Annotated in this window: 17 protein-coding genes; 12 read left to right on the top strand and 5 right to left on the bottom strand. The window is 70.4% G+C overall.

Annotation, left to right across the window (positions count from 1 at the left end; translation table 11 throughout):
- The first annotated feature begins 247 nt into the window (after positions 1-247).
- The 6 genes from lpdA (at position 248) to ACWGO0_RS22795 (ending at position 8,840) form a co-directional block, all read left to right on the top strand.
- On the top strand, positions 248-1,636 hold the full coding sequence (gene lpdA / locus ACWGO0_RS22770) for a dihydrolipoyl dehydrogenase (RefSeq protein ID WP_453537877.1): 1,389 nt from the start codon (positions 248-250) through the stop codon (positions 1,634-1,636).
- 60 nt (positions 1,637-1,696) lie between these two features.
- Positions 1,697-3,490 carry a 2-oxoglutarate dehydrogenase, E2 component, dihydrolipoamide succinyltransferase gene (gene sucB / locus ACWGO0_RS22775; RefSeq protein ID WP_453537880.1) on the top strand — a complete coding sequence of 598 codons (1,794 nt, stop codon included), beginning with the start codon at positions 1,697-1,699 and terminating at the stop codon, positions 3,488-3,490.
- A gap of 146 nt (positions 3,491-3,636) precedes the next feature.
- A complete protein-coding gene (locus tag ACWGO0_RS22780) occupies positions 3,637-4,260 on the top strand; it encodes a GntR family transcriptional regulator (protein WP_453537883.1) in 624 nt (207 codons plus the stop codon).
- Between the two features lie 256 nt (positions 4,261-4,516).
- Entirely contained in the window at positions 4,517-7,186 is a 2,670-nt protein-coding gene (gene aceE, locus ACWGO0_RS22785; protein ID WP_453537886.1) for a pyruvate dehydrogenase (acetyl-transferring), homodimeric type, read from the top strand.
- Between the two features lie 98 nt (positions 7,187-7,284).
- Positions 7,285-8,256 (top strand): helix-turn-helix transcriptional regulator, encoded by a 972-nt coding sequence (locus tag ACWGO0_RS22790; RefSeq protein WP_453537889.1) that lies wholly within the window; start codon positions 7,285-7,287, stop codon positions 8,254-8,256.
- Positions 8,257-8,318: 62 nt separating this feature from the next.
- On the top strand, positions 8,319-8,840 hold the full coding sequence (locus ACWGO0_RS22795; RefSeq protein ID WP_453538051.1) for a DUF4240 domain-containing protein: 522 nt from the start codon (positions 8,319-8,321) through the stop codon (positions 8,838-8,840).
- A gap of 16 nt (positions 8,841-8,856) precedes the next feature.
- Here ACWGO0_RS22795 and ACWGO0_RS22800 read toward each other — a convergent pair whose 3' ends face one another.
- The gene (locus tag ACWGO0_RS22800) at positions 8,857-9,627 is read right to left on the bottom strand and encodes an SDR family NAD(P)-dependent oxidoreductase (protein WP_453537892.1); all 771 of its coding nucleotides are present in this window, start codon (positions 9,625-9,627) and stop codon (positions 8,857-8,859) included.
- A 143-nt stretch (positions 9,628-9,770) separates the two neighbouring features.
- Between ACWGO0_RS22800 and ACWGO0_RS22805 the strand changes: the two genes are divergently transcribed.
- A complete protein-coding gene (locus ACWGO0_RS22805; RefSeq protein ID WP_453537894.1) occupies positions 9,771-10,400 on the top strand; it encodes a TetR family transcriptional regulator in 630 nt (209 codons plus the stop codon).
- On the opposite strand, the gene ACWGO0_RS22810 is transcribed toward ACWGO0_RS22805, so the two are convergent.
- From ACWGO0_RS22810 to ACWGO0_RS22825, 4 genes are read right to left on the bottom strand one after another with little or no spacing between them, the layout of a single operon-like run.
- Entirely contained in the window at positions 10,390-10,908 is a 519-nt protein-coding gene (locus ACWGO0_RS22810; protein WP_453537897.1) for an N-acetyltransferase family protein, read from the bottom strand. The two genes, ACWGO0_RS22805 and ACWGO0_RS22810, sit on opposite strands and share 11 nt — an antisense overlap.
- 50 nt (positions 10,909-10,958) lie before the next feature.
- On the bottom strand, positions 10,959-11,864 hold the full coding sequence (locus ACWGO0_RS22815) for a polysaccharide deacetylase family protein (protein ID WP_453537899.1): 906 nt from the start codon (positions 11,862-11,864) through the stop codon (positions 10,959-10,961).
- Between the two features lie 3 nt (positions 11,865-11,867).
- Positions 11,868-13,055, bottom strand: a complete 1,188-nt coding sequence (locus ACWGO0_RS22820) for a maleate cis-trans isomerase family protein (protein WP_453537902.1) — start codon at positions 13,053-13,055, stop codon at positions 11,868-11,870.
- On the bottom strand, positions 13,052-14,383 hold the full coding sequence (locus ACWGO0_RS22825) for an MFS transporter (protein WP_453537905.1): 1,332 nt from the start codon (positions 14,381-14,383) through the stop codon (positions 13,052-13,054). Before ACWGO0_RS22825 ends, ACWGO0_RS22820 begins: the two co-directional genes overlap by 4 nt.
- A gap of 150 nt (positions 14,384-14,533) precedes the next feature.
- On the opposite strand from ACWGO0_RS22825, the gene ACWGO0_RS22830 reads away from it, so the two are divergent.
- From ACWGO0_RS22830 to ACWGO0_RS22850, 5 genes are all read left to right on the top strand, one after another.
- Entirely contained in the window at positions 14,534-15,205 is a 672-nt protein-coding gene (locus ACWGO0_RS22830; protein ID WP_453537908.1) for a GntR family transcriptional regulator, read from the top strand.
- 60 nt (positions 15,206-15,265) lie between these two features.
- Positions 15,266-16,165: a TIGR01777 family oxidoreductase gene (locus ACWGO0_RS22835; protein ID WP_453537911.1), complete on the top strand. Its 900-nt coding sequence runs from the start codon at positions 15,266-15,268 to the stop codon at positions 16,163-16,165.
- Positions 16,166-16,317: 152 nt separating this feature from the next.
- Positions 16,318-17,625 carry an NAD(P)/FAD-dependent oxidoreductase gene (locus ACWGO0_RS22840; RefSeq protein WP_453537914.1) on the top strand — a complete coding sequence of 436 codons (1,308 nt, stop codon included), beginning with the start codon at positions 16,318-16,320 and terminating at the stop codon, positions 17,623-17,625.
- Positions 17,626-17,772: 147 nt separating this feature from the next.
- Entirely contained in the window at positions 17,773-19,983 is a 2,211-nt protein-coding gene (locus tag ACWGO0_RS22845) for a family 20 glycosylhydrolase (RefSeq protein ID WP_453537917.1), read from the top strand.
- On the top strand, positions 19,980-22,229 hold the full coding sequence (locus ACWGO0_RS22850; protein ID WP_453537920.1) for an alpha-L-fucosidase: 2,250 nt from the start codon (positions 19,980-19,982) through the stop codon (positions 22,227-22,229). Before ACWGO0_RS22845 ends, ACWGO0_RS22850 begins: the two co-directional genes overlap by 4 nt.
- Positions 22,230-22,251: the final 22 nt, after the last annotated feature.

A 22,251-nucleotide genomic window follows, 5' to 3' on the forward strand; every position in this document is an offset into this window, starting at 1 on the left:
GCCGTACGCGTTCAACGAAATCCGTACGTCTGTACGCAGCAGTAACCCCCCGGAACCGGCTGATCATCCGGCTCCGACCCGGGCCCCGCGTCCCGCCCACCGTCAACAAGTGCGAAGATGGGTTCTCGGCAGGACAGGGCCCCCACCACAGGGCCGAATAACAAAAGCGGCCGAACACCAGCCGACCGGCCGGTCACACCCCAGCGACGGGGCCCGGCGTACGGCGCACATGCATGGAGGACGTGACGTGGCGAACGACGCCAGCACCGTTTTCGACCTAGTGATCCTCGGCGGTGGTAGCGGCGGGTACGCCGCGGCCCTGCGCGGAGCGCAGCTGGGTCTGGAAGTCGCCCTGATCGAGAAGGGCAAGGTCGGCGGCACCTGCCTGCACAACGGCTGCATTCCCACGAAGGCGCTGCTGCACGCCGGCGAGATCGCCGACCAGGCCCGCGAGGCCGGTCAGTTCGGCGTGAAGGCCACCTTCGAGGGCATCGACATCGAGGCCGTCCACAAGTACAAGGACGAGGTGATCTCGGGCCTGTACAAGGGTCTGCAGGGACTCATCGCCTCGCGCAAGGTGCACTACATCGAGGGTGAGGGGCGGCTCTCCTCCCCCACATCCGTGGACGTGAACGGCGAGCGCGTCACCGGCCGCCACGTGCTGCTGGCGACCGGCTCCGTGCCGAAGTCGCTGCCGGGCCTGGAGATCGACGGCAACCGCATCATCTCCTCGGACCACGCGCTGAAGCTCGACCGCGTACCGAAGTCCGCGATCGTCCTGGGCGGTGGCGTCATCGGCGTCGAGTTCGCCTCGGCGTGGAAGTCCTTCGGCACCGACATCACCATCGTCGAGGGTCTGAAGCACCTCGTCCCGGTCGAGGACGAGAACAGCTCGAAGCTTCTTGAGCGCGCTTTCCGCAAGCGCGGCATCAAGTTCAACCTCGGCACCTTCTTCGACAAGGCCGAGTACACGCAGGACGGCGTCCGCGTGACCCTCGCCGACGGCAAGACCTTCGAGGCCGAGGTGCTTCTGGTCGCCATCGGCCGCGGCCCGGTCTCGCAGGGCCTGGGCTACGAGGAGGCCGGCGTCGCGATGGACCGCGGTTACGTCCTCGTCGACGAGTACATGCAGACCAACGTCCCGACCGTCTCGGCCGTGGGCGACCTGGCCCCGACCCTCCAGCTCGCGCACGTCGGCTTCGCCGAGGGCATCCTGGTGGCGGAGCGGCTGGCCGGTCTCAAGACCGTTCCGATCGACTACGACGGCGTGCCGAAGGTGACGTACTGCCACCCCGAGGTCGCCTCCGTCGGTATCACCGAGGCCAAGGCCAAGGAGATCTACGGTGCGGACAAGGTCGTCGCCCTCAAGTACAACCTCGCGGGCAACGGCAAGAGCAAGATCCTGAAGACCGCGGGCGAGATCAAGCTCGTCCAGGTCAAGGACGGTGCCGTGGTCGGCGTCCACATGGTCGGTGACCGTATGGGCGAGCAGGTCGGCGAAGCACAGCTGATCTACAACTGGGAGGCGCTGCCCGCCGAGGTCGCGCAGCTCATCCACGCCCACCCGACGCAGAGCGAGGCGCTCGGCGAGGCTCACCTGGCCCTGGCCGGCAAGCCCCTCCACTCCCACGACTGACCAGTCGAACGGGCGCGACGACCGACCACTTCCGCACTTTCGTAAGGAGCAACTGAAACCATGTCGGTTTCCGTAACCCTTCCGGCGCTCGGCGAGAGCGTCACCGAGGGCACTGTCACCCGCTGGCTGAAGGCCGAGGGCGAGCGCGTCGAGGCCGACGAGCCGTTGCTCGAGGTCTCGACCGACAAGGTCGACACCGAGATCCCGGCGCCCGCCGCCGGCATCCTCGCCTCCATCAAGGTCGCCGAGGACGAGACCGTCGAGGTCGGCGCCGAGCTGGCCATCATCGACGACGGTTCGGGCGCGCCTGCCGCCGCTCCGGCTGCCGAGGCCCCCGCGGCCGAGGCTCCGGCACCGGCCGCCGCACCGGCTCCGGCCGCCGAGGCCCCCGCGGCACCGGCCGCGGAGGCCCCGGCCGCTCCGGCTGCTCCGGCCGCCGCTGCGTCCGGCACCGACGTCACCCTCCCCGCGCTCGGTGAGAGCGTCACCGAGGGCACCGTCACCCGCTGGCTGAAGGAGGTCGGCGAGGAGGTCACCGAGGACGAGCCCCTGCTCGAGGTCTCCACGGACAAGGTCGACACCGAGATCCCGGCCCCGGTTTCCGGTGTGCTGCTGGAGATCGTCGTCGCCGAGGACGAGACCGCCGAGGTCGGCGCCAAGCTCGCCGTCATCGGTGCCGCAGGTGCCGCCCCGGCCGCCGCTCCGGCTCCGGCCGCTCCGGCTCCGGCTGCTGCTCCGGCCCCGGCCGCCCCTGCGGCTCCCGCCGCTCCGGCTGCCGCTGCTCCGGCCCCGGCGGCTCCCGCCGCCCCGGTCGCGGCTCCGGCCGCCGCCCCGGCTCCGGCTGCCGCTCCGGCTCCCGCCGCCGCACCCGTCACCCCGGCACCGGCCGCCCAGGCCGCGCCTTCCGGTGACGACGGCGCGTACGTCACGCCGCTGGTCCGCAAGCTCGCCTCCGAGAACGGCGTCGACCTGGGCGCGGTCAAGGGCACCGGCGTCGGTGGCCGTATCCGCAAGCAGGACGTAGTGGCCGCAGCCGCCGCCGCGGAGGCCGCCAAGGCCGCCGCTGCCGCTCCGGCTCCCGCCGCCGCTGCCCCGGCAGCAGCGAAGGCGCCGAAGCTCGAGGCGTCCCCGCTGCGCGGTCAGACGGTCAAGATGACCCGCATGCGCAAGGTCATCGGCGACAACATGATGAAGGCGCTGCACTCGCAGGCCCAGCTGACCTCGGTGCTCGAGGTCGACATCACGAAGCTGATGAAGCTGCGCAACCAGGCGAAGGCATCCTTCGCCGCCCGTGAGGGCGTCAAGCTGTCCCCGATGCCGTTCTTCGTGAAGGCGGCGGCCCAGGCGCTGAAGGCCCACCCGGTCGTCAACGCCCGGATCAACGAGGACGAAGGCACCATCACGTACTTCGACTCGGAGAACATCGGCATCGCCGTGGACGCCGAGAAGGGTCTGATGACCCCGGTCATCAAGGGTGCGGGCGACCTGAACATCGCCGGTATCGCGAAGAAGACCTTCGAGCTGGCCGGCAAGGCCCGCGGTGGCGGTCTGACCCCGGACGACATGTCCGGTGCCACCTTCACGATCAGCAACACCGGTTCGCGCGGTGCGCTGTTCGACACCGTCATCGTGCCCCCGAACCAGGCGGCCATCCTGGGCATCGGTGCCACGGTCCGCCGTCCGGTGGTCATCAACCACCCGGACCTCGGCGAGACGATCGCGGTGCGCGACATGACGTACCTCTCGCTCTCCTACGACCACCGTCTGGTGGACGGCGCGGACGCCGCCCGTTACCTGACGACGGTCAAGGCGATCCTGGAAGCCGGTGAGTTCGAGGTCGAGCTCGGCCTCTGAGCAACGCACTTGTAACCAGCCTCACCAGCGGCGCCCCCGTCCGGAACACCTCCGGGCGGGGGCGCCGCCGTATTGTCTAGACACCAGCGGTCGCCCGGGCGGCCGTGATGGTGCAGCAGCGCCGGATTGTCCAGAAGGAGCCCCTCATGACCCCGCCCGTCGTCCACTCGCTGCGCGAACAGATCCGCGAGCACATCGTGGAGGGGATCGTCAGCGGGCGCTGGAAGCCGGGCGAGCGGATCGTGGAGCGCCGCATCGCCACCGAGCTGGAGGTGAGCCAGACCCCCGTACGGGAGGCGCTGCGCGAGCTGGAGACCCTGCGGCTGATCGAGTCGGCGCCCAACAAGGGTGTACGGGTGCGGAATCTGACCGCGGCCGACCTGGAGGAGAGCTATCCCGTACGGGCCGGTCTCGAGCAGATCGCCGCGGAGCTGGCGGCCCCCCGTCTCGGCGAGGACTGCTCGGCGCTGACGCCCCATGTGGCGGCCCTGTACGAGGCGGACCGGCTGGCCGACGGCGAGGCGCAGGTGCGGCACACGGTGGCCTTCCACCGGGAGATGGTGCGGGCCGCCGGGAACGCCGTACTGCTGCACACCTGGGAGGGTCTGGGCATCGAGGTGTTCACGGCCCTGTCGATCCGCTGGCTGGGCACGGTCCAGAAGTCGTACGCCGAGGAGCACGAGGCGCTCATCGAGGCGTTCCTGGGGAAGGACCCGCAGATCGGCGCGCTGGTGAAGGCACACGTGCTGGGCTGTGCGCCTCGCGCGTAGCGCGGTTGCCCATCTGTAGCACCCGGCGCTCGACTGTACAGTCGAGCGCCCTTTTCATCCCTTTTGTGGCGTCACTGCGTGCCCCGTTTCGAGGCACCGCATGCCACTTTCTTCGTATCGAGAAGTTTTCCCCTTCAACCCTTTGATCGATCATCGATCAGCGCTTTACAGTTCATCCGCGGGCCCACCGGCCCCATCGCCCTGTCCTGCCAGTCAGGGCCTTCTCCACCCCCCTCCTCTCCGGAAGGCGGCGATCATGACCGACCCCGTAGGAAAGCTTCCGAGCGAGCTCGACCAGCTCCCGGACCGTGACCCCGAGGAGACCGCCGAATGGGCGGCCTCCCTCGACGCCGTCACCAAGGCCGCCGGTCCGCACCGGGCCGCGTACCTCATGCGGCGCTCGCTCCAGCACGCCGAGGGTGCCGGTCTCGCGCTGCCCAAGCTGCTGGAGACCGATTACGTCAACTCCATCCCGACCGCCGCGGAGCCCGCCTTCGACGGTGACCTGGAGATGGAGTCCCGCATCACCGCGTGGAACCGCTGGAACGCGGCAGCCATGGTGACCCGCGGGGCCCGCTTCGGAGTCGGCGGCCACATAGCCACCTTCGCATCGGCCGCCTGGCTGTACGAGACCGGCTTCAACCACTTCTTCCGCGGCAAGGAGGGGGACGGCTCCGGCGACCAGCTCTACATCCAGGGCCACGCCTCCCCCGGCATCTACGCCCGCGCCTTCCTCGACGGCCGGATCGGCGAGCAGCAGCTCGACAAGTTCCGCCAGGAGGCGGGCGGCGAGGGTCTGCCCTCCTACCCGCACCCGCGGCGGCTGCCCTGGCTGTGGGAGTTCCCCACCGTGTCGATGGGCCTCGGCCCGCTCTCGGCCATCTACCAGGCGCGCTTCAACCGCTATCTGGCCAACCGCAACATCAAGGACACGTCGAACTCGCACGTCTGGGCCTTCCTGGGCGACGGCGAGATGGACGAGCCCGAGTCGACCGCGGCCCTCGCCCTCGCGGCCCGTGAGCAGCTCGACAACCTGACCTTCGTCATCAACTGCAACCTGCAGCGCCTCGACGGCCCGGTCCGCGCCAACTTCCGCGTGGTCCAGGAGCTGGAGGGCGCGTTCCGCGGGGCCGGCTGGAACGTCATCAAGACGCTCTGGGGCTCCGCCTGGGACGAGCTGTTCCAGCTCGACACGCAGGGCGCGCTGGTGCGCCGCCTCCGGGAGGTCCCGGACGCGCAGTTCCAGACGTACGCCACCCGCGATGTCGCCTACATCCGCGAGCACTTCTTCGGCGCCGAGCCCGCGCTCGCCGAGCTGGCGAAGCTGCTCACCGACGCGAAGATCGCCGAGTGTTTCTACACCTCGCGCGGTGGCCACGAGGCCCGCAAGGTCTACGCGGCGTACCGGGCGGCCGTCGAGCACAAGGGCGCGCCGACCGTGATCCTCGCGCAGACGGTGAAGGGCTACACGCTCGGCAAGGGCTTCGAGTCCAAGAACGCCAACCACCAGATGAAGAAGCTGTCGGCCGACGAGTTCAAGGACATGCGCGAACTCCTCGGTCTGCCGATCCCGGACAGCGCGTTCGTGGACGGCCTGGTGCCCTACGGTCACCCGGGCGCCGACTCCCCCGAGGTCCGCTACCTCCAGGAGCGCCGTGCCGCGCTCGGCGGTCCCGCTCCGGCCCGCCGTGTGCACGCGGTGGCGCTGCCCGAGCCGGAGGAGCGCGCGTTCAAGGCGCTCTACAAGGGCTCAGGCAAGCAGGAGATGGCCACCACCATGGCGTTCGTGCGCCTGGCCAAGGACCTGATGCGGGACAAGGAGACCGGCAGGCGCTGGGTGCCGATCGTCCCGGACGAGGCGCGCACCTTCGGCATGGAGTCGCTGTTCCCGTCGGCCGGTATCTACTCGCCGCTGGGCCAGACGTACGAGCCGGTCGACCGTGACCAGCTGATGTACTACAAGGAGGCCAAGGACGGCCAGATCCTCAACGAGGGGATCACCGAGGCCGGGGCCATGGCCGACTTCATCGCCGCGTCGACGTCGTACGCGACGCACGGCGAGACGATGATCCCGTTCTACATCTTCTACTCGATGTTCGGCTGGCAGCGGACCGGCGACCAGATGTGGCAGCTCGCCGACCAGCTCGGCAAGGGCTTCATCGTCGGCGCCACGGCGGGCCGTACGACTCTGACGGGCGAGGGCCTCCAGCACGCGGACGGACACTCGCACCTGATCGCGTCCACGAACCCGGCGTCGCTCAACTACGACCCGGCGTTCGCGTACGAGGTCGCGGTGATCGTCAAGGACGGTCTGCGGAGGATGTACGGCCCCGAGGCCGAGGACGTCTTCTACTACCTGACGGTCTACAACGAGCCGAAGCGCCAGCCCGCGATGCCGGAAGGCGTCGAGGAGGGCATCGTCAAGGGCCTGTACCGCTTCAAGGAGGGCACGCCCGCGACTGCGGACGCGCCGCGGCTCCAGCTGCTGGCCTCCGGTACGGCGATCCACTGGGCCCTGGAGGCACAGGAACTGCTGGCCGCCGACTGGGGTGTCACGGCCGACGTCTGGTCCGCGACCTCGTGGGGCGAGCTGCGGCGCGAGGCGCTGCTCGCGGACGAGGCGATACTTCACGGCGAGCAGCGGGTGCCGTACGTGACCCAGGCGCTGTCCGGTGCGCCGGGTCCCGTGCTGGCCGTCAGCGACTGGATGCGCGCGGTTCCGGACCAGATCAGCCAGTGGGTGGAGCAGGACTGGTCCTCGCTCGGCACGGACGGCTTCGGTCTCTCCGACACGCGTGAGGCGGCGCGCCGCCACTTCGGCGTCGACCCGCAGTCGGTCACGGTCGCGGCGCTGGCGCAGCTGGCGCGGCGCGGTGAGGTTCCCGCGTCCGCGGTGAAGGAAGCGCGGGAGCGGTACGGTCTCTGACCTGGCCGTCTCTGCCCTCGATCGCCGGGCGGGCTTGATTCTCGAGCCTGCCCGGCGGTCGAGGGCAGCGTTCATCCCCGCACCCCCACAATGGCCTCATGCGCGCTGCCCGTCTCATCAAAATGGTGCTGCTCCTCCAGGCCCGGCCCTCCATGACCGCAGCACAGCTGGCGCAGGAGCTGGAGGTGTCGGAGCGGACCGTCACCCGGGACGCCCAGGCGCTGTCCGAGGCGGGGGTGCCCGTGTACGCGGAGCGGGGGCGGGCCGGCGGGTACCGGCTTGTCGGGGGGTACCGGACCCGGCTCACCGGGCTGGCCCGTCACGAGGCCGAGGCGCTCTTCCTTTCCGGGCTGCCGTCCGCCCTGCGCGAGATGGGGCTCGACGACGCCGCGTCCGCCGCCCGGCTCAAGGTGTCGGCGGCCCTGCTCCCCTCCCTGCGGGACGCCTCTGACACGGCAGCTCAGCGCTTCCATCTGGACGCCCCCGGCTGGTACCAGGAGCCCGTGACACCCGAGCTGCTGCCCGCCGTCGCGGAGGCCGTCTGGGACGACCGGGTCGTCAGGGCGCGCTACCGCAGCGCAGGGGCACGGAGCGGGGTGGAGCGGGAGCTCGCTCCGTACGGACTCGTCCTGAAGGGCGGGATCTGGTACCTCTGCGCACGGGCGGAGGACACGTTCCGGGTGTACCGGATCGACCGCTTCTCGGCCGTCGCGGTGACCGGCGAACGCTTCGTACGCGACGAGGACTTCGATCTGCCGGGCTTCTGGGACGAGCGCTCGGCGCAGTTCGCGCGGTCGATCCTTCGTACCGAGGTGACCGTACGGGTGTCGGATGCGGGTGCCCGGCGGCTGGTGCACACCACTGACCGGGCGGCGGCCCAGGAGGCGCTGGAGCGGGCAGATCCGCCCGGCGCCGACGGATGGCGCACGGTCACCCTCCCCGTGGAGTCCCTCGACGTCGCGTACGGCCAGTTGCTGGCGCTCGGTCCCGAGCTGGAAGTGCTCGAACCGGCCGCCCTGCGCCGCCGGTTCTCGGATGCCGCCGAACGCCTGCGCGATCTCTATGACTGAAGGGCTTCTTTTCGGTGTCTCCGCGTGCGTCGCCCGCCCCCAAGGCCGATGCTTGACCCGTGATGGACGAGACGGAGTTCTGGGAGATCATCGACAGCACCCGCGAGGCCGCCGATGGCGACCCCGAGGACCATGCCGATCTGCTCGTCGAACGGCTGGTGCAGCTCGACCCCGACTCCGTGCTGGACTTCGCCCGGCACTTCGAGGCCCGCTACAACCGCGCGTACCGCTGGGATCTGTGGGGTGCGGCCGCCGTGCTGCTCGGCGGTGCGAGCGACGACGCCTTCGACTACTTCCGCTGCTGGCTGATCGGCCAGGGCCGGGAGGTGTTCGAGGGGGCGGTGCACGATCCGGACGCCCTCGCCGAACTGCTCGACGACTTCGACGAGCAGTTCGACGGGGACGGTGAGGATCTCGGCTACGCAGCCGACGAGGCGTACGAACAGCTCACCGGAGTGGTCGCACCGGACCTCGGCATTCCGCCCCAGGCCACCGAACCGGAGGGCGTGCCCTTCAGCCTGGAGGACGACTCGGGTCTTGCCGCGCGCTTCCCCTCGCTCTGGGACCGCTTCGGCCCGTCCTGAGAGCAGGGGCGGCGCGTCAGAAGTGGGTGCCGCCGTCGATCCGGATCTCCGTGCCGGTGATGAACGCGCCGTCCTCCGAGCCGAGCATCGCGACCACGCCCGCCACCGTGTCCGGGCTGGCGAAGCCCTGGCCGAGCGCGGGGGCGAGCTTCATGAAGAGCGAGAGGTCGGCGTCGGCGGGCAGGCCGGGTCCCTTGCCGCTCGTCATGTCGGAGGAGATCGAGCCGGGCGCGACGGCCACCACGCGCAGCCCCTGCTTGCTGTACTCGCTCGCCAGTGCGTGGGTCATCGACTGGATGCCGCCCTTGCTGGCCGCGTACGCCGACATGTAGGGGTGCGCGAAGCTCGCCGAGGTGGACGAGAAGTTCACGACGACCGGCTTGTCACCGGCCAGGAGTGCCGGTATCGACTCACGGATCATCAGGAAGGTGCCGGTGAGGTTGACCGCGATGATCTTGTTGAAGAAGTCGAGCGTCGTCTTGTGCGTGTGCTCGGACCGCAGGATGCCGGCCGCGTTGACCAGGACGTCGAGGCCGCCGAGCGCGGCGACGGCCGAGGCGACGCCCTCGCGGACCGCCGTCTCGTCCGAGATGTCGAGGACGGTGGTGGTGAGGCGGCCCTCGGTGCCGTTCGCGACGGCGGTCGCGTACGTGGCCCGGAGGCCGGCCTCGTTGACATCGGCGGCGACGACCCGGCCGCCTTCGGCGAGGACGCGGTGGACGGTGGCCTGTCCGATGCCGGAGCCGGCGCCGGTGATGAGTGTGCGGCGGCCTTCGTAGCGGTTCATGGTGTTTCTCTCCCGGTCCTGAGTCCCCCGACGAGTCTCTTGAGCAGTGTCCACCGTACGACTAAGTGGCACGTTTTGCCACTACGGCATTCCATGCAGCTCGATGCCGTGCGCGTCCACCGGCGCGCGGTAATCTGCTGGGAATGAGCGCTCAGCAGCAGTCCCTCACCGAACGCCGCAAGGCCGCGACCCAGCTGGAGATCGCCCGCGCGGCTGCCGCGCTCTTCGCCGAGCGCGGGCCGGACGCCACCACGGCGGAGGACATCGCGCACCGGGCGGGCGTGGCGCTGCGGACCTTCTACCGCTACTTCCGCTCCAAGCAGGACGCGGTGGGGCCGCTGCTGTCCGGCGGCGCGGAGCGCTGGCGCGCCCTGCTGGAGGCCGCCGAGCCCGGGGCGCCGCTGCTCGGCGTACTGGAACAGGCCGTCACCGACGCGCTGGCCGCCCCCGACGCCCGCGCCGCCGAACAGCTCGTCGGGACGCGCGGACTGCTGCGCGCGGCGGAGAGCGACCCGGCCCTGCGGGCCGTCTGGTACCGGGTCAATCAGGACTCGGAGGAGCGGCTCCTGCCGGTGCTGACCCGGCTGGCGGGACCGGACGCGGACGCGCTGGAGGTACGGCTCGCCGCGGCGGCCGCCACCGACGCGGTGCGGGTGGCGCTGGAGGCCTGGGCGAAGACGGACGCACCGGCCACCGGCCCCGGCTCCCCCGCCGAGCTCGCCGTCCGCTGTCTGCACGAACTCATGGGCGGCATGCGGTTGTTCAGGCCGTGAGCGAGCGGCCCATCAGCACGTCGTCGACATAGCGGCCGTGCAGGAAGAACTCGCCAGGCAGCACACCCTCGACGACGAAGCCCTCCGCCGCGTACAGCGCGCGGGCGGGGTCGTTGTGCCCGAGGACGCGCAGGGTGATGCGGTTCGCGCCCTGGCGCCTGGCCTCGGCGAACGAGGCCCGCAGCAAAGTGCGCGCGATGCCACGGCCGCGCGCCCAGCCGGCCACGGCGAGGCCCTGTATCTGGCGCACGTGCGCGTTGCAGGCGAGCGGGGTGGGCGGCACCAGCCGGATGTATCCGGCGACGGCGGCCTCGCCGTCGGCGTTCTCCGCCTCCGCCACGAGGAAGTCCGCGGGCCGGTGGCCCTCGTCGAAGAAGGGCTCGTACGGAGGCTGGGGCCTCGGCTGCACCGCGTGCAGTGTCGACCAGGTGGTCCGGTCGAGTTCCCCCAGCGCCTCGTTGTCGGCGAGGGTGGCGTGACGGACGGGGTGGGTGCGCAGCTCGGGCATGCGTTCCACTGTGACACGCCCCTCCCCGTCCGGTCAGCGTGTTCCATCCCTCAGCGCATGTCCGCGGGGCGCTCGGTCCCCTCGAAAGGGAAACGGCGGCGGAAGTCGTCGGCCGCGTCCTCCAGGGTGCAGAAGCTGACACCCTCGTGCCCGGCGACGTACTCGATGAAGCGCTCCAGCATCAGCAGCACCTGCGGCCGGCCGCTGACGTCCGGGTGCAGGGTGATGGGAAGGACCGCGTAGTCGAGCTCGCGGTGGACCCAGTCGAACTGATCCCGCCAGTCCTGCTCCAACTGGCGCGGGCTGACGTAGCCCTGGCTGTTGTGCGCGTGCTTGTTGAACATCATCGGCGGCAGGTCGTCGACGTACCAGTTGCCGCAGAACTCGACGAGATCGACCTCGTGGCCGTGGATGAGCGGCTTCATCCAGTCCTTCGCCTCCTTGGCGAAATCGATCTTCGTCCAGCTGTCGCCGACCCGGGCGTAGAAGGGGGTGAAGTCGCGGTAGTTCTGGCTGTGGTCGTAGCTGAAGCCGTACTTGTGGAGCAGCTCGGCGGTGTACGCGGACATCTCCCACCATGGCGCCACATAGCCGCGCGGCTTGCGGCCGGTGAACTCCTCGATCAGTTCGACGCAGCGGGCGAGGACGTCCTCCTCCTGCTGCGGGCTCATGGCGATCGGGTTCTCGTGCGAGTAGCCGTGCGCACCGACCTCGTGACCCGCCTCGACGACCATGCGGGTCTGCTCGGGGAACGTCTCTATCGAGTGCCCCGGGATGAACCAGCTGGTGCGGATCCCGTACCGCTCGAACAGCTTGAGCAGCCGCGGGGTGCCGATCTCGCCCGCGAACACACCCCGCTGGATGTCGTTGGGCGAGTCCTCGCCACCGTACGAGCCGAGCCAGCCCGCCACGGCGTCGACGTCCACGCCCAGCGCGATCCTGATGTCCTTGGTCATGCGTCAGAAGCCTTTCGTTCCGGTGTCGAGCAGGTGCTGTATCTGTGAGGTGGCGGCCCGGAGCGCGGTGGTGTCCCGATCGGTCCAGTCGCGCTCCTCCATGCTGTGTACGGAGATCCAGCCGGCCATCTCGGTGGCACCGCCCAGTGGCGAGAGCATCTGGGCGTGGACGCCGTACACGTCGACGAGGGCCTTCGGCGGATGCGGGATCGCCTCGAAGTGCGGCTGGACCAGCGGAATCCGCTGCCGTTCCAGCCACTCGACGGTGTTCAGCCGGCGCTGGTCGAGTGAGGCGTCTCGGCGGATGGACCGTACGCCTTCGCGCAGCGCCTCGGCGGCGGTCAGATCGACGCCGAGGCCGTGCTCGGGCAGGTCGAGGCGCAGAGTGGTGCGGTCCGCGCCTGTCGCGTCCAGCAGCGTGCGCAGGATGGTCCGGAAGCGGGCGCGCAGCGCGCCGGAGCGCAGCAGATCTCCGTGGCCAGCCAGGGTGACGGTGTGCGGTCCGGCCAGCTCCAGGGCCTTCCACAGGGTGGCGGCGACACTGTCGAACACCGGGATGCCCAGCTCCGGTTCGAGCTCCCGGGCCGGCCCGGCCCCGTACACATTGGTGCAGACGACCGCGACCGCGTGCGCGTCGCGCGCCGCCGCGCCGATCTGCCGTGCGACGTCAGCGGCCGGGATGCGGGCGAAGGCCTCGTTGTCGCTGATGCCGAAGGGTTCGGCGAGTGTGCAGTCCAGGCCCTCCTTCGCGTACTGCCGCACGATCCGGTCGGCGACGTCGCGGGTGTACGGGAGGGCGAGCCCGAGCTTCGTCACTCCGTACGCGGCGCAGGCGTCGAGCAGCGCGAGGGTGGAGGTGGTGGCCGGGATGCCGGTCTCCTCGGTGATGCGCGCGCAGAGGGCGCGGTCACGGTCGGGGCCGAGCCAGGAGCCCGAGGTGCCGTTCCAGGCGATGACGTCCACCCGGGCGTCGGCGAGCTGCCGGGCGGCGGCCAGCATCGGGGCCGGATCGAACTGCGCGTCGGAGCCGCCGTCGAGTGCGATCCGGGTGACGGGGACGCGGGCGAAGTGGGCAGTGGCCACGTCCGTACCGTGCAGCAGCCCGTAGGTCACGGGTTCCAGACAGGTGTTGGAGGACGGGGTGAGCATCCCTACGCGGATGCTCCGGGCCTGTTCCGTGGTGGGCGTCATCGGACGGCGAGCCTCCTGCTGTAGTCGATCGTCAGGGACGCCACGGTGAACAGCGCACCGGCGCCGACGAAGTAGAGCAGCGCCCAGGTGTACGACCCGGTGCCGCCGACAATGAAGCCGACCGCGATCGGCGTGATGATCCCGGCGATGTTGCCGGAGAGGTTCATGGCTCCGCCGACGATTCCGGCGTTGGCACGCCCGGCGAGCACGGAGGGCAGCGACCAGTAGAGGCCGGCCCAGCGGAGGAAGAAGAGGACGACGGAGAGGAGCGCGACCGCCGTCATCGCGTCCGGCACGAAGACCACTCCGAGGAGCCCGCCGACGACGGCGGCTCCGGCGACGCCCATCATCGTGCGCATCACGGTATTGGCTCCGATGCCCTTGCCCTTCAGGCGGTCGGAGGTCCAGCCGCCGATGAGTTCACCGACGAAGCCCGCGCCGAAGATGACCAGGGTCGACCAGCCGATGGTCGCGATGTTGAAGCCCTTGGTCTCGGAGAGGTACAGCGGGCCCCAGGTGAGCAGCCCGTAGAACACGCCGTTGAAGCCCATCCAGCCAAGGCACATGGCCCAGAAGGAGCGGTGCCTGAGGTACGGCAGCAGGCCGGTGCGCGCGTCGGCGGGTCCGGCGGCGTCCTCCTCCGCGTGCGCGTTCTCTATGTAGGCGGCCTCGGCGGCGTTGACACCGGGATGTTCGGCGGGGGTGTTGCGGATGTACCAGGCGGCGTACAGACCGGCGGCGACGGTGAGGACACCCGCGATGACGAAACTGATCCGCCAACTGCCTGTCCAGCCGATCAGCGCGGAGATCACGATGCCGCCGAGCGCGGCGCCGAGCGGGGCACCGCCGTCCAGCAGCACCGCGCCCCGGCCGCGCTCCTTGGCGGGCAGCCACTGGGCGTTGAGCTTGCCGCCGGCCGGCATCACGGGGGCCTCGACCGCGCCGAGGAGCAGCCGGTACCCGAGCAGCGATCCGGGACCGCCGGCCGCGGCGGTGAGGCCCTGGGCCACACCCCAGCCGACGCAGGCCCCGGAGACCATGCGGCGGGCGCCGAAGCGGTCGGCGAGCCAGCCGCTGGGGATCTGCATCAGCGCGTACGTCCAGAAGAACGCGCTGAGCAGGAAGCCGGTCGTCTCCTTGGAGAGGCCGAGGTCCTTGGTGATGAGCGGAAGTGCGACGGAGACGGAGCCCCGGTCGATGTAGTTGAGCGCGACAATGCCCAGCAGCAGGACGAACATCTTCCAGCGCACCCGGGTCGGGCGGACACCGTCACCGCTTTCGGCCCTTCCGGCCCGACCGGCTATGGGTGTTGGGGACGTACTGGTCATGGCAAACCCTCGAATCACTGAGCGAACTGATCTGACAGGGTGAGCAGCGGGTTCCGGCCAGGCCGTTCCGCATTTGGTATACCAAAGCAAAGCGCCCGGCGACCGTCAAGGGTTTGGTATACCGTAAGCGAATCGACACGTGGAGGACATGTGAGCCAGACCAACACGGGGGACGAACCGGCCAGTTCACTGACCGGCACGGTGTGGCTGCGCGACCAGGTCTGCGAAGGCCTGCGCGACCGCATCATCACGGGACGCCTCAAGCCGGGCGACCGGCTGGTCGAACGGGACGTGGCCGAGGAGTTCGGAGTGTCCCGGGTCCCGGTGCGCGAGGCGATCCGCATCCTGCTCGGCGACGGCTTCCTGCACGCACTGTCGCCCCGCCGGATCGTCGTCAAGGAGCTCTCCCGGCAGGACGTGGAGAACCTCTTCGACATGCGCGAGGCACTGGAGGTGCTTGCGGTACGGCGGGCCGCCGAGCGGGCCACGACGGAGCAGCTACGTGAGCTGGAGGGCCTCTTGGAGACGGCCCGCCGGGCCACGCTGTCCGGCAAACCGGAGCGGATCTCGCGCGCCAACACCGCCTTCCACCACCACATCGTGGAACTTGCCGGCAATGACCTGCTGGCCACCACCCTGGAGTCCCTGGAGGGGCGGCTGCGCTGGCTGTTCCAGCAGATCGACGACCCGGGACCGCTCTGGGAGGAGCACCGGCTGCTCTGCGCCGCGATCACGGCGTCGGACATCGAGGAAGCGGCGGCCTGCGCCCTGCGCCACGTCCGGCACTACCGGGATGTGGCACTCCGCCTGCTCTTCGAGTGAGACCGCGTCTTCGCGTGGGACCGACCGGTGATCGGGTCGCGGCTGAGGCAGGATGGAGTCATGCCGCACTCCCGAATCGCCGTCACCGGATCGACCGGACTCATCGGAGCGGCGCTGGTGCGTTCGCTTCTCGCCGACGGGCACGAGGTGGTCCGCCTGGTGCGCCGCCCGCCCACCGCGGGCGACGAGGTGGAGTGGGACCCCGAGCGCCAGTTCGTCGACGTGGCCGGTCTCGTGGGCTGCGACGCCGTCGTCCACCTGGCCGGTGCCGGAGTCGGTGACCGTCGCTGGACGGAGGCGTACAAGCGCGAGATCAGGGACAGCCGGGTGCTGGGCACGGCGGCGATCGCCGAGGCCGTCGCCTCTCTCGACACCCCGCCGAAGCTGCTGCTGTCGGGATCGGCCGTCGGTTACTACGGCGACACCGGGGACCGCGCGGTCGACGAGAGCGCTCCGCCCGGCGAGGGCTTCCTGCCGTCGGTCTGCGTGGAGTGGGAGGCGGCCACGGCCGCCGCCCAGGAGGCGGGCGTACGGACGGTGTTCGCCCGCACCGGCCTGGTCGTGGCGAGCGAGGGAGGGGCCTGGGGGCGGCTGTTCCCGCTGTTCAAGGCAGGGCTCGGCGGGCGGCTCGGCAACGGGCGCCAGTACTGGAGCTTCATCGCGCTGCACGACCACATCGCGGCCCTGCGGCACATCATCGACACACCGGCCCTGTCGGGGGCGGGCAATATGACCGGACCCGACCCGGTCACCAACCGCGAAGTGACGGCCGCGATGGGCAGGGTGCTGCACCGTCCGACGCTGTTCACCGCACCGGCGCCCGCGCTGCGCATCGCACTGGGCGGTTTCTCGTCGGATGTACTGGGCAGCCAGCGGGTACTTCCCGGTCAACTGCTCGACTCGGGCTTCTCGTTCGCGTTCCCCGGGATCGACTCGGCGATCAGGGCCGCCCTGAGGTGACGCGGTCGTGCGACCCCGTGCCTCGGTGCCCGGTGTGCGCGCTGCTGTGCCTGTATCGGCCATCCTCCTAGCCTCGACCCGAACTCGGGCATTCCGGGGGCCTGTTGGGGGAAATAGCCTCCCACCAGTCGCACCGACTCGGGGAGGGGCATGTGATCGGCACGGCACATCACGCAGACGTGATCATCATCGGGGCCGGGACAGCCGGCCTGTCGGCGGCCCACCAGCTCAACCGTGCGGGAGTGAGCGTCAGTGTCCTGGAGGCCGCCCCCTGTGTCGGCGGCCGGATGGTCACGCACGACATGGACGGATTCCGGCTCGACCACCTCGGCCCGCTGCTCAGCTCCGGCTGCCCGGAGCAGGAGCTCATCCCGGGCCTCGAAGGGCTGGTGCTGAGGGACTTCGCCCCCGGGCTGCTCGTCCACAGTGACGGCCGCCAGTACCGCACCGGCACCATACGGAGCGCAAGGGGCGCACTCAGGGCCGTGCGCGCCCGGTCGAGCGCCCCCCATGCGCCGATGGGCGGGGCGATCGACCAGGCCCGGCTCGGCGCGGCGCTGGGCAGGCTGGCCGCCACGCCCGAGTCCCGTCTGCTGGCGCGGCCGGAACGGACCGCCCTCGCCGCCCTTTCGGCGCGCGGCCTCCCGTCCCGTACGGTCAACGGATTCCTGCGCCCGCTGCTCTCCGCGCTGCTCGGCGACCCCGAGCTCACCACATCGAGCCGCGTCGCCGATCTCGCCCTGCGCGGTTACGCGCGCGGCGGGCTGTGCGTACCGGCGGGTGGTTCCGCGACCCTGCCCGAGCTCCTGGCGGCCACATTGCCGCCAGGCACCGTACGGACCGGTGTCCACGTCACCGCCGCCGCCATCACCTCCGTACGCACAAAGGAGCACGGCGAACTGCGCTGCCGCTCCCTGCTGCTGGCGACGGGGGCCGGCGCAGCCGCCGAACTGCTGCCCGGGCTGCGGATACCGTCCTTCCACCCGGTGACGGTGCTGCACCACACGGCCCCCGCTCCCCCGCCGGCCGGCACCTCGCTGCTGCTGGACGCCGACCGTTCGGGCCCGGTCGCGCACACCGCCGTCATGAGCGAGGTCGATCCCTCGCGCGCCCCGCACGGCAGGACTCTGATCACATCGACGGTGCTCGGCACGCCTCCGCCGGATCTCGACCGCGCGGTCCGCGTACACCTCGGGGCGCTGTACGGCACGTCCACGGACGACTGGGAGCTGCTGGCCGCCCATCACGACCCGGAGGCGGTGCCCGCGATGCCCGCCCCGCACGATCCGCACCGCCCGGTCCGGATGCTCGCCGGGCTGTATGTCTGCGGCGACCACCGTGACACGAGCACGGTCCAGGGAGCCCTGCGCTCGGGCCGCCGCGCGGCCTCCGCGATCCTCGCCGACCTGGGAGTACAGGAGGGATGCGGGGCCGAGGCGAGGCTCACCACGGCTGCCTGAGACCACCACCGTCGCCGATACAAGAGCCCTCCCGCCGGAGAACACATCCGACCTATCTCTTGTCACGGCGTGCGTACAGCCCATACGGTCCTCCCGATTGCCGCTAATCGGGAGGCCGTTGTGCGTCGTGCTGGACCCGTACTGTCCGTGATCCTCACCCTAGTCATCGGAGCAATAGCTCCACTCGCCGTAGCGAGCGAGCCGGTTGATCCCACGCCCGCTTCCGCAGCCGCTCCGCCGTCGGTCGTTCCCCGCCCCACCCAGTGGTCGGACCTCGGCGGGCAGACGACGCTCACCCCGCGGACCCGCATCCTGGTCCAGCCCGGCTCCGCCGACCGGACGGCACTGACCTCCGGACGCCGTGAACTGCCGGGCCCGGCACGGCAGAACGTCCAGGATCTCGCCCGCCAGTTGCGTACCGAACTCACCAGGATCAGCGGGATCACCCCCGACATCAGCGGCGACGTGTCGCACGCCAGGGACGGCGACATCGTCCTCGCACTCACCGACGGCCCCGCGGCGACCCCCTTCGGCGCCGAGGGGTACCGGCTCGACAGCGCGGGGCCCGTACGCATCGAGGCCGCCTCCACGCACGGCCTGTTCTACGGCACGCGCACCGTGCTCCAGCTGCTGCGCGCCACCGACCCCGGCCACCGTTCACTGCCGCGCGCCCTTTCCGTCGACCGGCCGGCGCAGCGGCTCCGCATGGTCCATCTCGACGCGGGCCGCAAGTACTGGCAGATCCCGTACCTCAAGAACCTGATCCGCAGGATGGGCGACCAGAAGCTGAACACGCTCTTCCTGCACCTGTCCGAGTCCGAGGGCTTCCGCCTGTACAGCCCGAAGTTCCCCGGCCTCGCCGACCCCGAACACAGCTACAGCCGCGCCGACATCGAGCAGCTCAAGGCCTTCGCCGCCCGCCATCACGTCCAGCTGATGCCCGGCATCGAGGTACCCGGCCACGCGACCGTGATCAGCGAAGCCTTCGGTATCGGCTTCGGCGCGGGGGCGAACCCGTGCACCGGAGCCCACACCCACTCCCATCTCACCGCCGACTGGATCATCGACATGACCAGCGAGAAGGCGGTCGAGAAGACCAAGGAGATCGTGGACGAGTTCGCGGGCTGGTTCGACGCCCCGCTGTTCTCGATCGGCGGGGAGGAAGTGCCGGGACAGCTCGCCAACTGTCCACGCGTCCAGGAGTTCCTGGCCGCGGACCCCGAGGTGTCCACACTCGGCGACCTGCTCAACCGCTACATCAACACCCTTGACGACGTGCTCACTTCGCACGGCAAGCGGACCGCGGTCTACAACGGCTCCGAGCACCTGGCCGCCCCCCAGCAGAAGGCGAACGGCCCGATCGTCTTCATCACCTGGGAGGGAACCGGCGCCGAACCGGCCGTCCCCGGGCACGACGAGATCGCCATCGGCCCCTTCTACGACACCCCGAACAACTACCACAACCTGTATCCGAACGAGCCCTGGATGTACGACAGCTGGGCACCCAGCACCGCGCCCGACATGCTCGGCTCCTCCCTGGTGAACTGGGCGGACTACAACTTCTGGGCCGAGGACGGCTACTTCGACCAGCACATGGCCGCCCCCCGCGCGATCACGGCCGACCGCGCCTGGAACGCCACCGCAACGCCGGACACGCTCACCGACTTCCGCGCCCTCGTCGCCCGCATCGGCGACCCGCCCGGCATCACCCACGCCCCGGTGGCACCCCGGGTGGACGACGGCCGCCCCAGCCATCACTGGACCTTCGACACCGCCCCGTACCCGAGCGGCTGGACCTGGGCGGGCAGCCCCGGCAACACGCTCTACGCCGAGGACACCGCGGGCGCGCTGCCGGGCACCTCCTACATCATCAACAACCCGACGCCCGTGGCCGACGGAGTGAACGGCCAGGCCTGGCGCTTCGACTCCGACCGGGACGGCGTGGGCTTCGGCGGCATGGACGTCGCCGAGCCGTGGACGGTGTCCGTCCAGGTCCGCTCGACCGCCCGCACCGCCGACCAGGTGCTGCTCAGCTCCAAGGCGGGCGCGCTCAAGCTCCAGCAGTACGGCACCGGCAAGGTCGGCCTCACCCGCTACGGCGCCGCCGACCTGAGCTTCGACTACACCCTGCCGCTGAACCAGTGGGTCCAGCTGACCTGGGTGACGGAGCCCGGACACACCACCCTGTACGCCGACGGGGAGCGCGTCGGCACTGTCGACGCGTCGATTCCCCTCCCCCTGCGCTCGGTCGGCACCGAGAAGGCCGGCCTGCGCGGAGACCTCGACGACCTCCTCACCTGGGACGAAGCACTGAGCTCCGACCAGGTGAGGGCCCTCTCCGGAAAGGAATCGCAGTGACCCGCACCCACCGCGGCACCGCCAGACGTACGGGAGTCGCAGCAGCCGCTCTGGCCGCATTCGCCGGCCTGCTCGGCGCGGCCCCCTCGCCCGGGACCGGCCCCGACACGCCGGACTACGAACCCACCGTCGAATCCCTCAACAACCACCCCACCCCGAAGTGGTTCGACGACGACAAGTTCGGCATCTTCATCCACTGGGGCGCCTATTCGGTGCCCGCCTGGGGCCCACGAGGCAGCTACGCCGAGTGGTACTGGGCGTACATGAACTCGCCGGGCAACGCCACGAACAAGTACCACCAGGACACTTACGGCGCGGACGCGGACTACGACGACTTCATCGGACAGTGGAAGGCCGAGAAGTACGACCCCGACGCCTGGGTGAAGCTCTTCAAGGACGCGGGCGCCAAGTACTTCGTCCTGACCTCCAAGCACCATGAGGGCGTCGCGCTGTACGACTCGAAGGTCAGCGGCCGTGACACCGTCGATCTCGGGCCGAAGCGCGATCTGGCGGGCGACCTCTTCAAGGCCGCCCGCGAGGACGGCGGGCTCAGGGCGGGCTTCTACTACTCGCTGTACGAGTGGAACAACCCCGCCTACACCGGGAAGCCGGTGCGCAACCCCTACACCGGGGCCCCCGTCCCGTACACCGGCGCTCCAGTGGTCGACGACTACGTGGACGACTACATGCTTCCGCAGATGCGCGAGCTGGTCGACCAGTACGACCCGGACATGCTCTGGTGCGACGGCCAGTGGGAGAAGCCCGCCTCGTACTGGAAGACCGCGTCGGTCATCGCCGACTACTACAACCAGGCGAAGAACCGGGAGAACCCCAAGGAAGTGGCGGTCGCCAACCGCTGCAAGATCGAGTCGGGCAACCTGGACAGCAAGGAACTCGACTTCCAGACACCCGAGTACACGGTGAAGCCGGACATCGACCCCAACAAGTGGGAGGCGAGCCGCGGCATCGCGCACTCCTACGGCTACAACCAGAACGAGCCGGAGGAGGACCACCTCACCTCCGACCAGCTGATCGACTCGCTGAGCGACATCGTCAGCAAGAACGGCAACCTGCTGCTCGACGTCGGCCCGCGCGCCGACGGCACGATCCCGGAGATCCAGCAGCAGCGCCTCCTCGACATCGGCGCCTGGCTGAAGATCAACGGGGAGTCCGTCTACGGCACGACGTACTGGCACCACGCGGAGGAGCCGTCCGGCGACGACAAGATCCGTTACACGGTCAAGGACGGCTCCCTGTACGCGACCGCACTCGAATGGCCGGGGGCGGAGCTGACCCTCGGCTCGGACACGCCGGTCGCCGACGACACCCGGATCACCCTCCTCGGCTCCGACGGCAAGCCGCTGCCCTGGCGCAAGGACGACCGGGGCCGGATCGTCGTCAAGACCCCGGCGCAGGGCGCGGGGGCCACGAGCAGCAAGCACGCGTACGTCTTCAAGGTGGCCACACCGGACGTCCGCAGCCTCGTCCGTACGAGGACCGAGCTGCCCACGGAGCTCAACCCCGGAATCACGGGTGACGGCACCCTGACGGTGACCAACACGTCCAGGAAGCCGGCGCCGGAGACCCGGATCGGGCTCTCGGGCCCCGAGGGCTGGACGGTCACCCCCGCAGCCACCCGGGTGGCACCGCTGGCGCCCGGCGCGGACGCGAAGGTCCCGTTCCGGGTCACTCCGCCCGCTTCGGCGGCGCCCGGCACGTACACGCTGGACATCGCGCTGCGCCACGACGGGATGAGGACCACGACCCGGGTGACGGTGGAGGTGGCGCCGGAGAACCTCGCCCTCGGCAAGGCCGCCACCCAGCAGGCCACCGCCTGGGACGCCCCGGCCGCACGCGCCGTCGACGGGAACACCGACGGCAGCTTCGGCTCGGGCTCGGTGACCCATACCGCCGAGCCGTCGAACCAGGCGTGGTGGCAGGTCGATCTGGGTTCCGCGGCGGCGCTGGACCAGGTCGAGGTGTGGAACCGCACGGACTGCTGCGCCGGCCGTCTCAAGGACTACTGGGTCCTGACCTCGGACACCCCGATCACCGCTGACGGGCTGGACGAGGCCCGCACGGCACCGGGGGTGACGGCCGTGCACATGACCGGCCAGGCGGGCCGGCCCACCGCGGTGGATCTCCCGCCGGGCACCACGGGCCGTTACGTCCGGGTGCAGCTGGCGTCCGCCACCGACCCGCTGTCCCTGGCGGAGGTCGAGGTGAGGGGCGTCCGCACAGGGTGAGTCATCCGCAGGTCACTGCCGG

The sequence above is a fragment of the Streptomyces sp. NPDC055749 genome, from assembly GCF_053617235.1.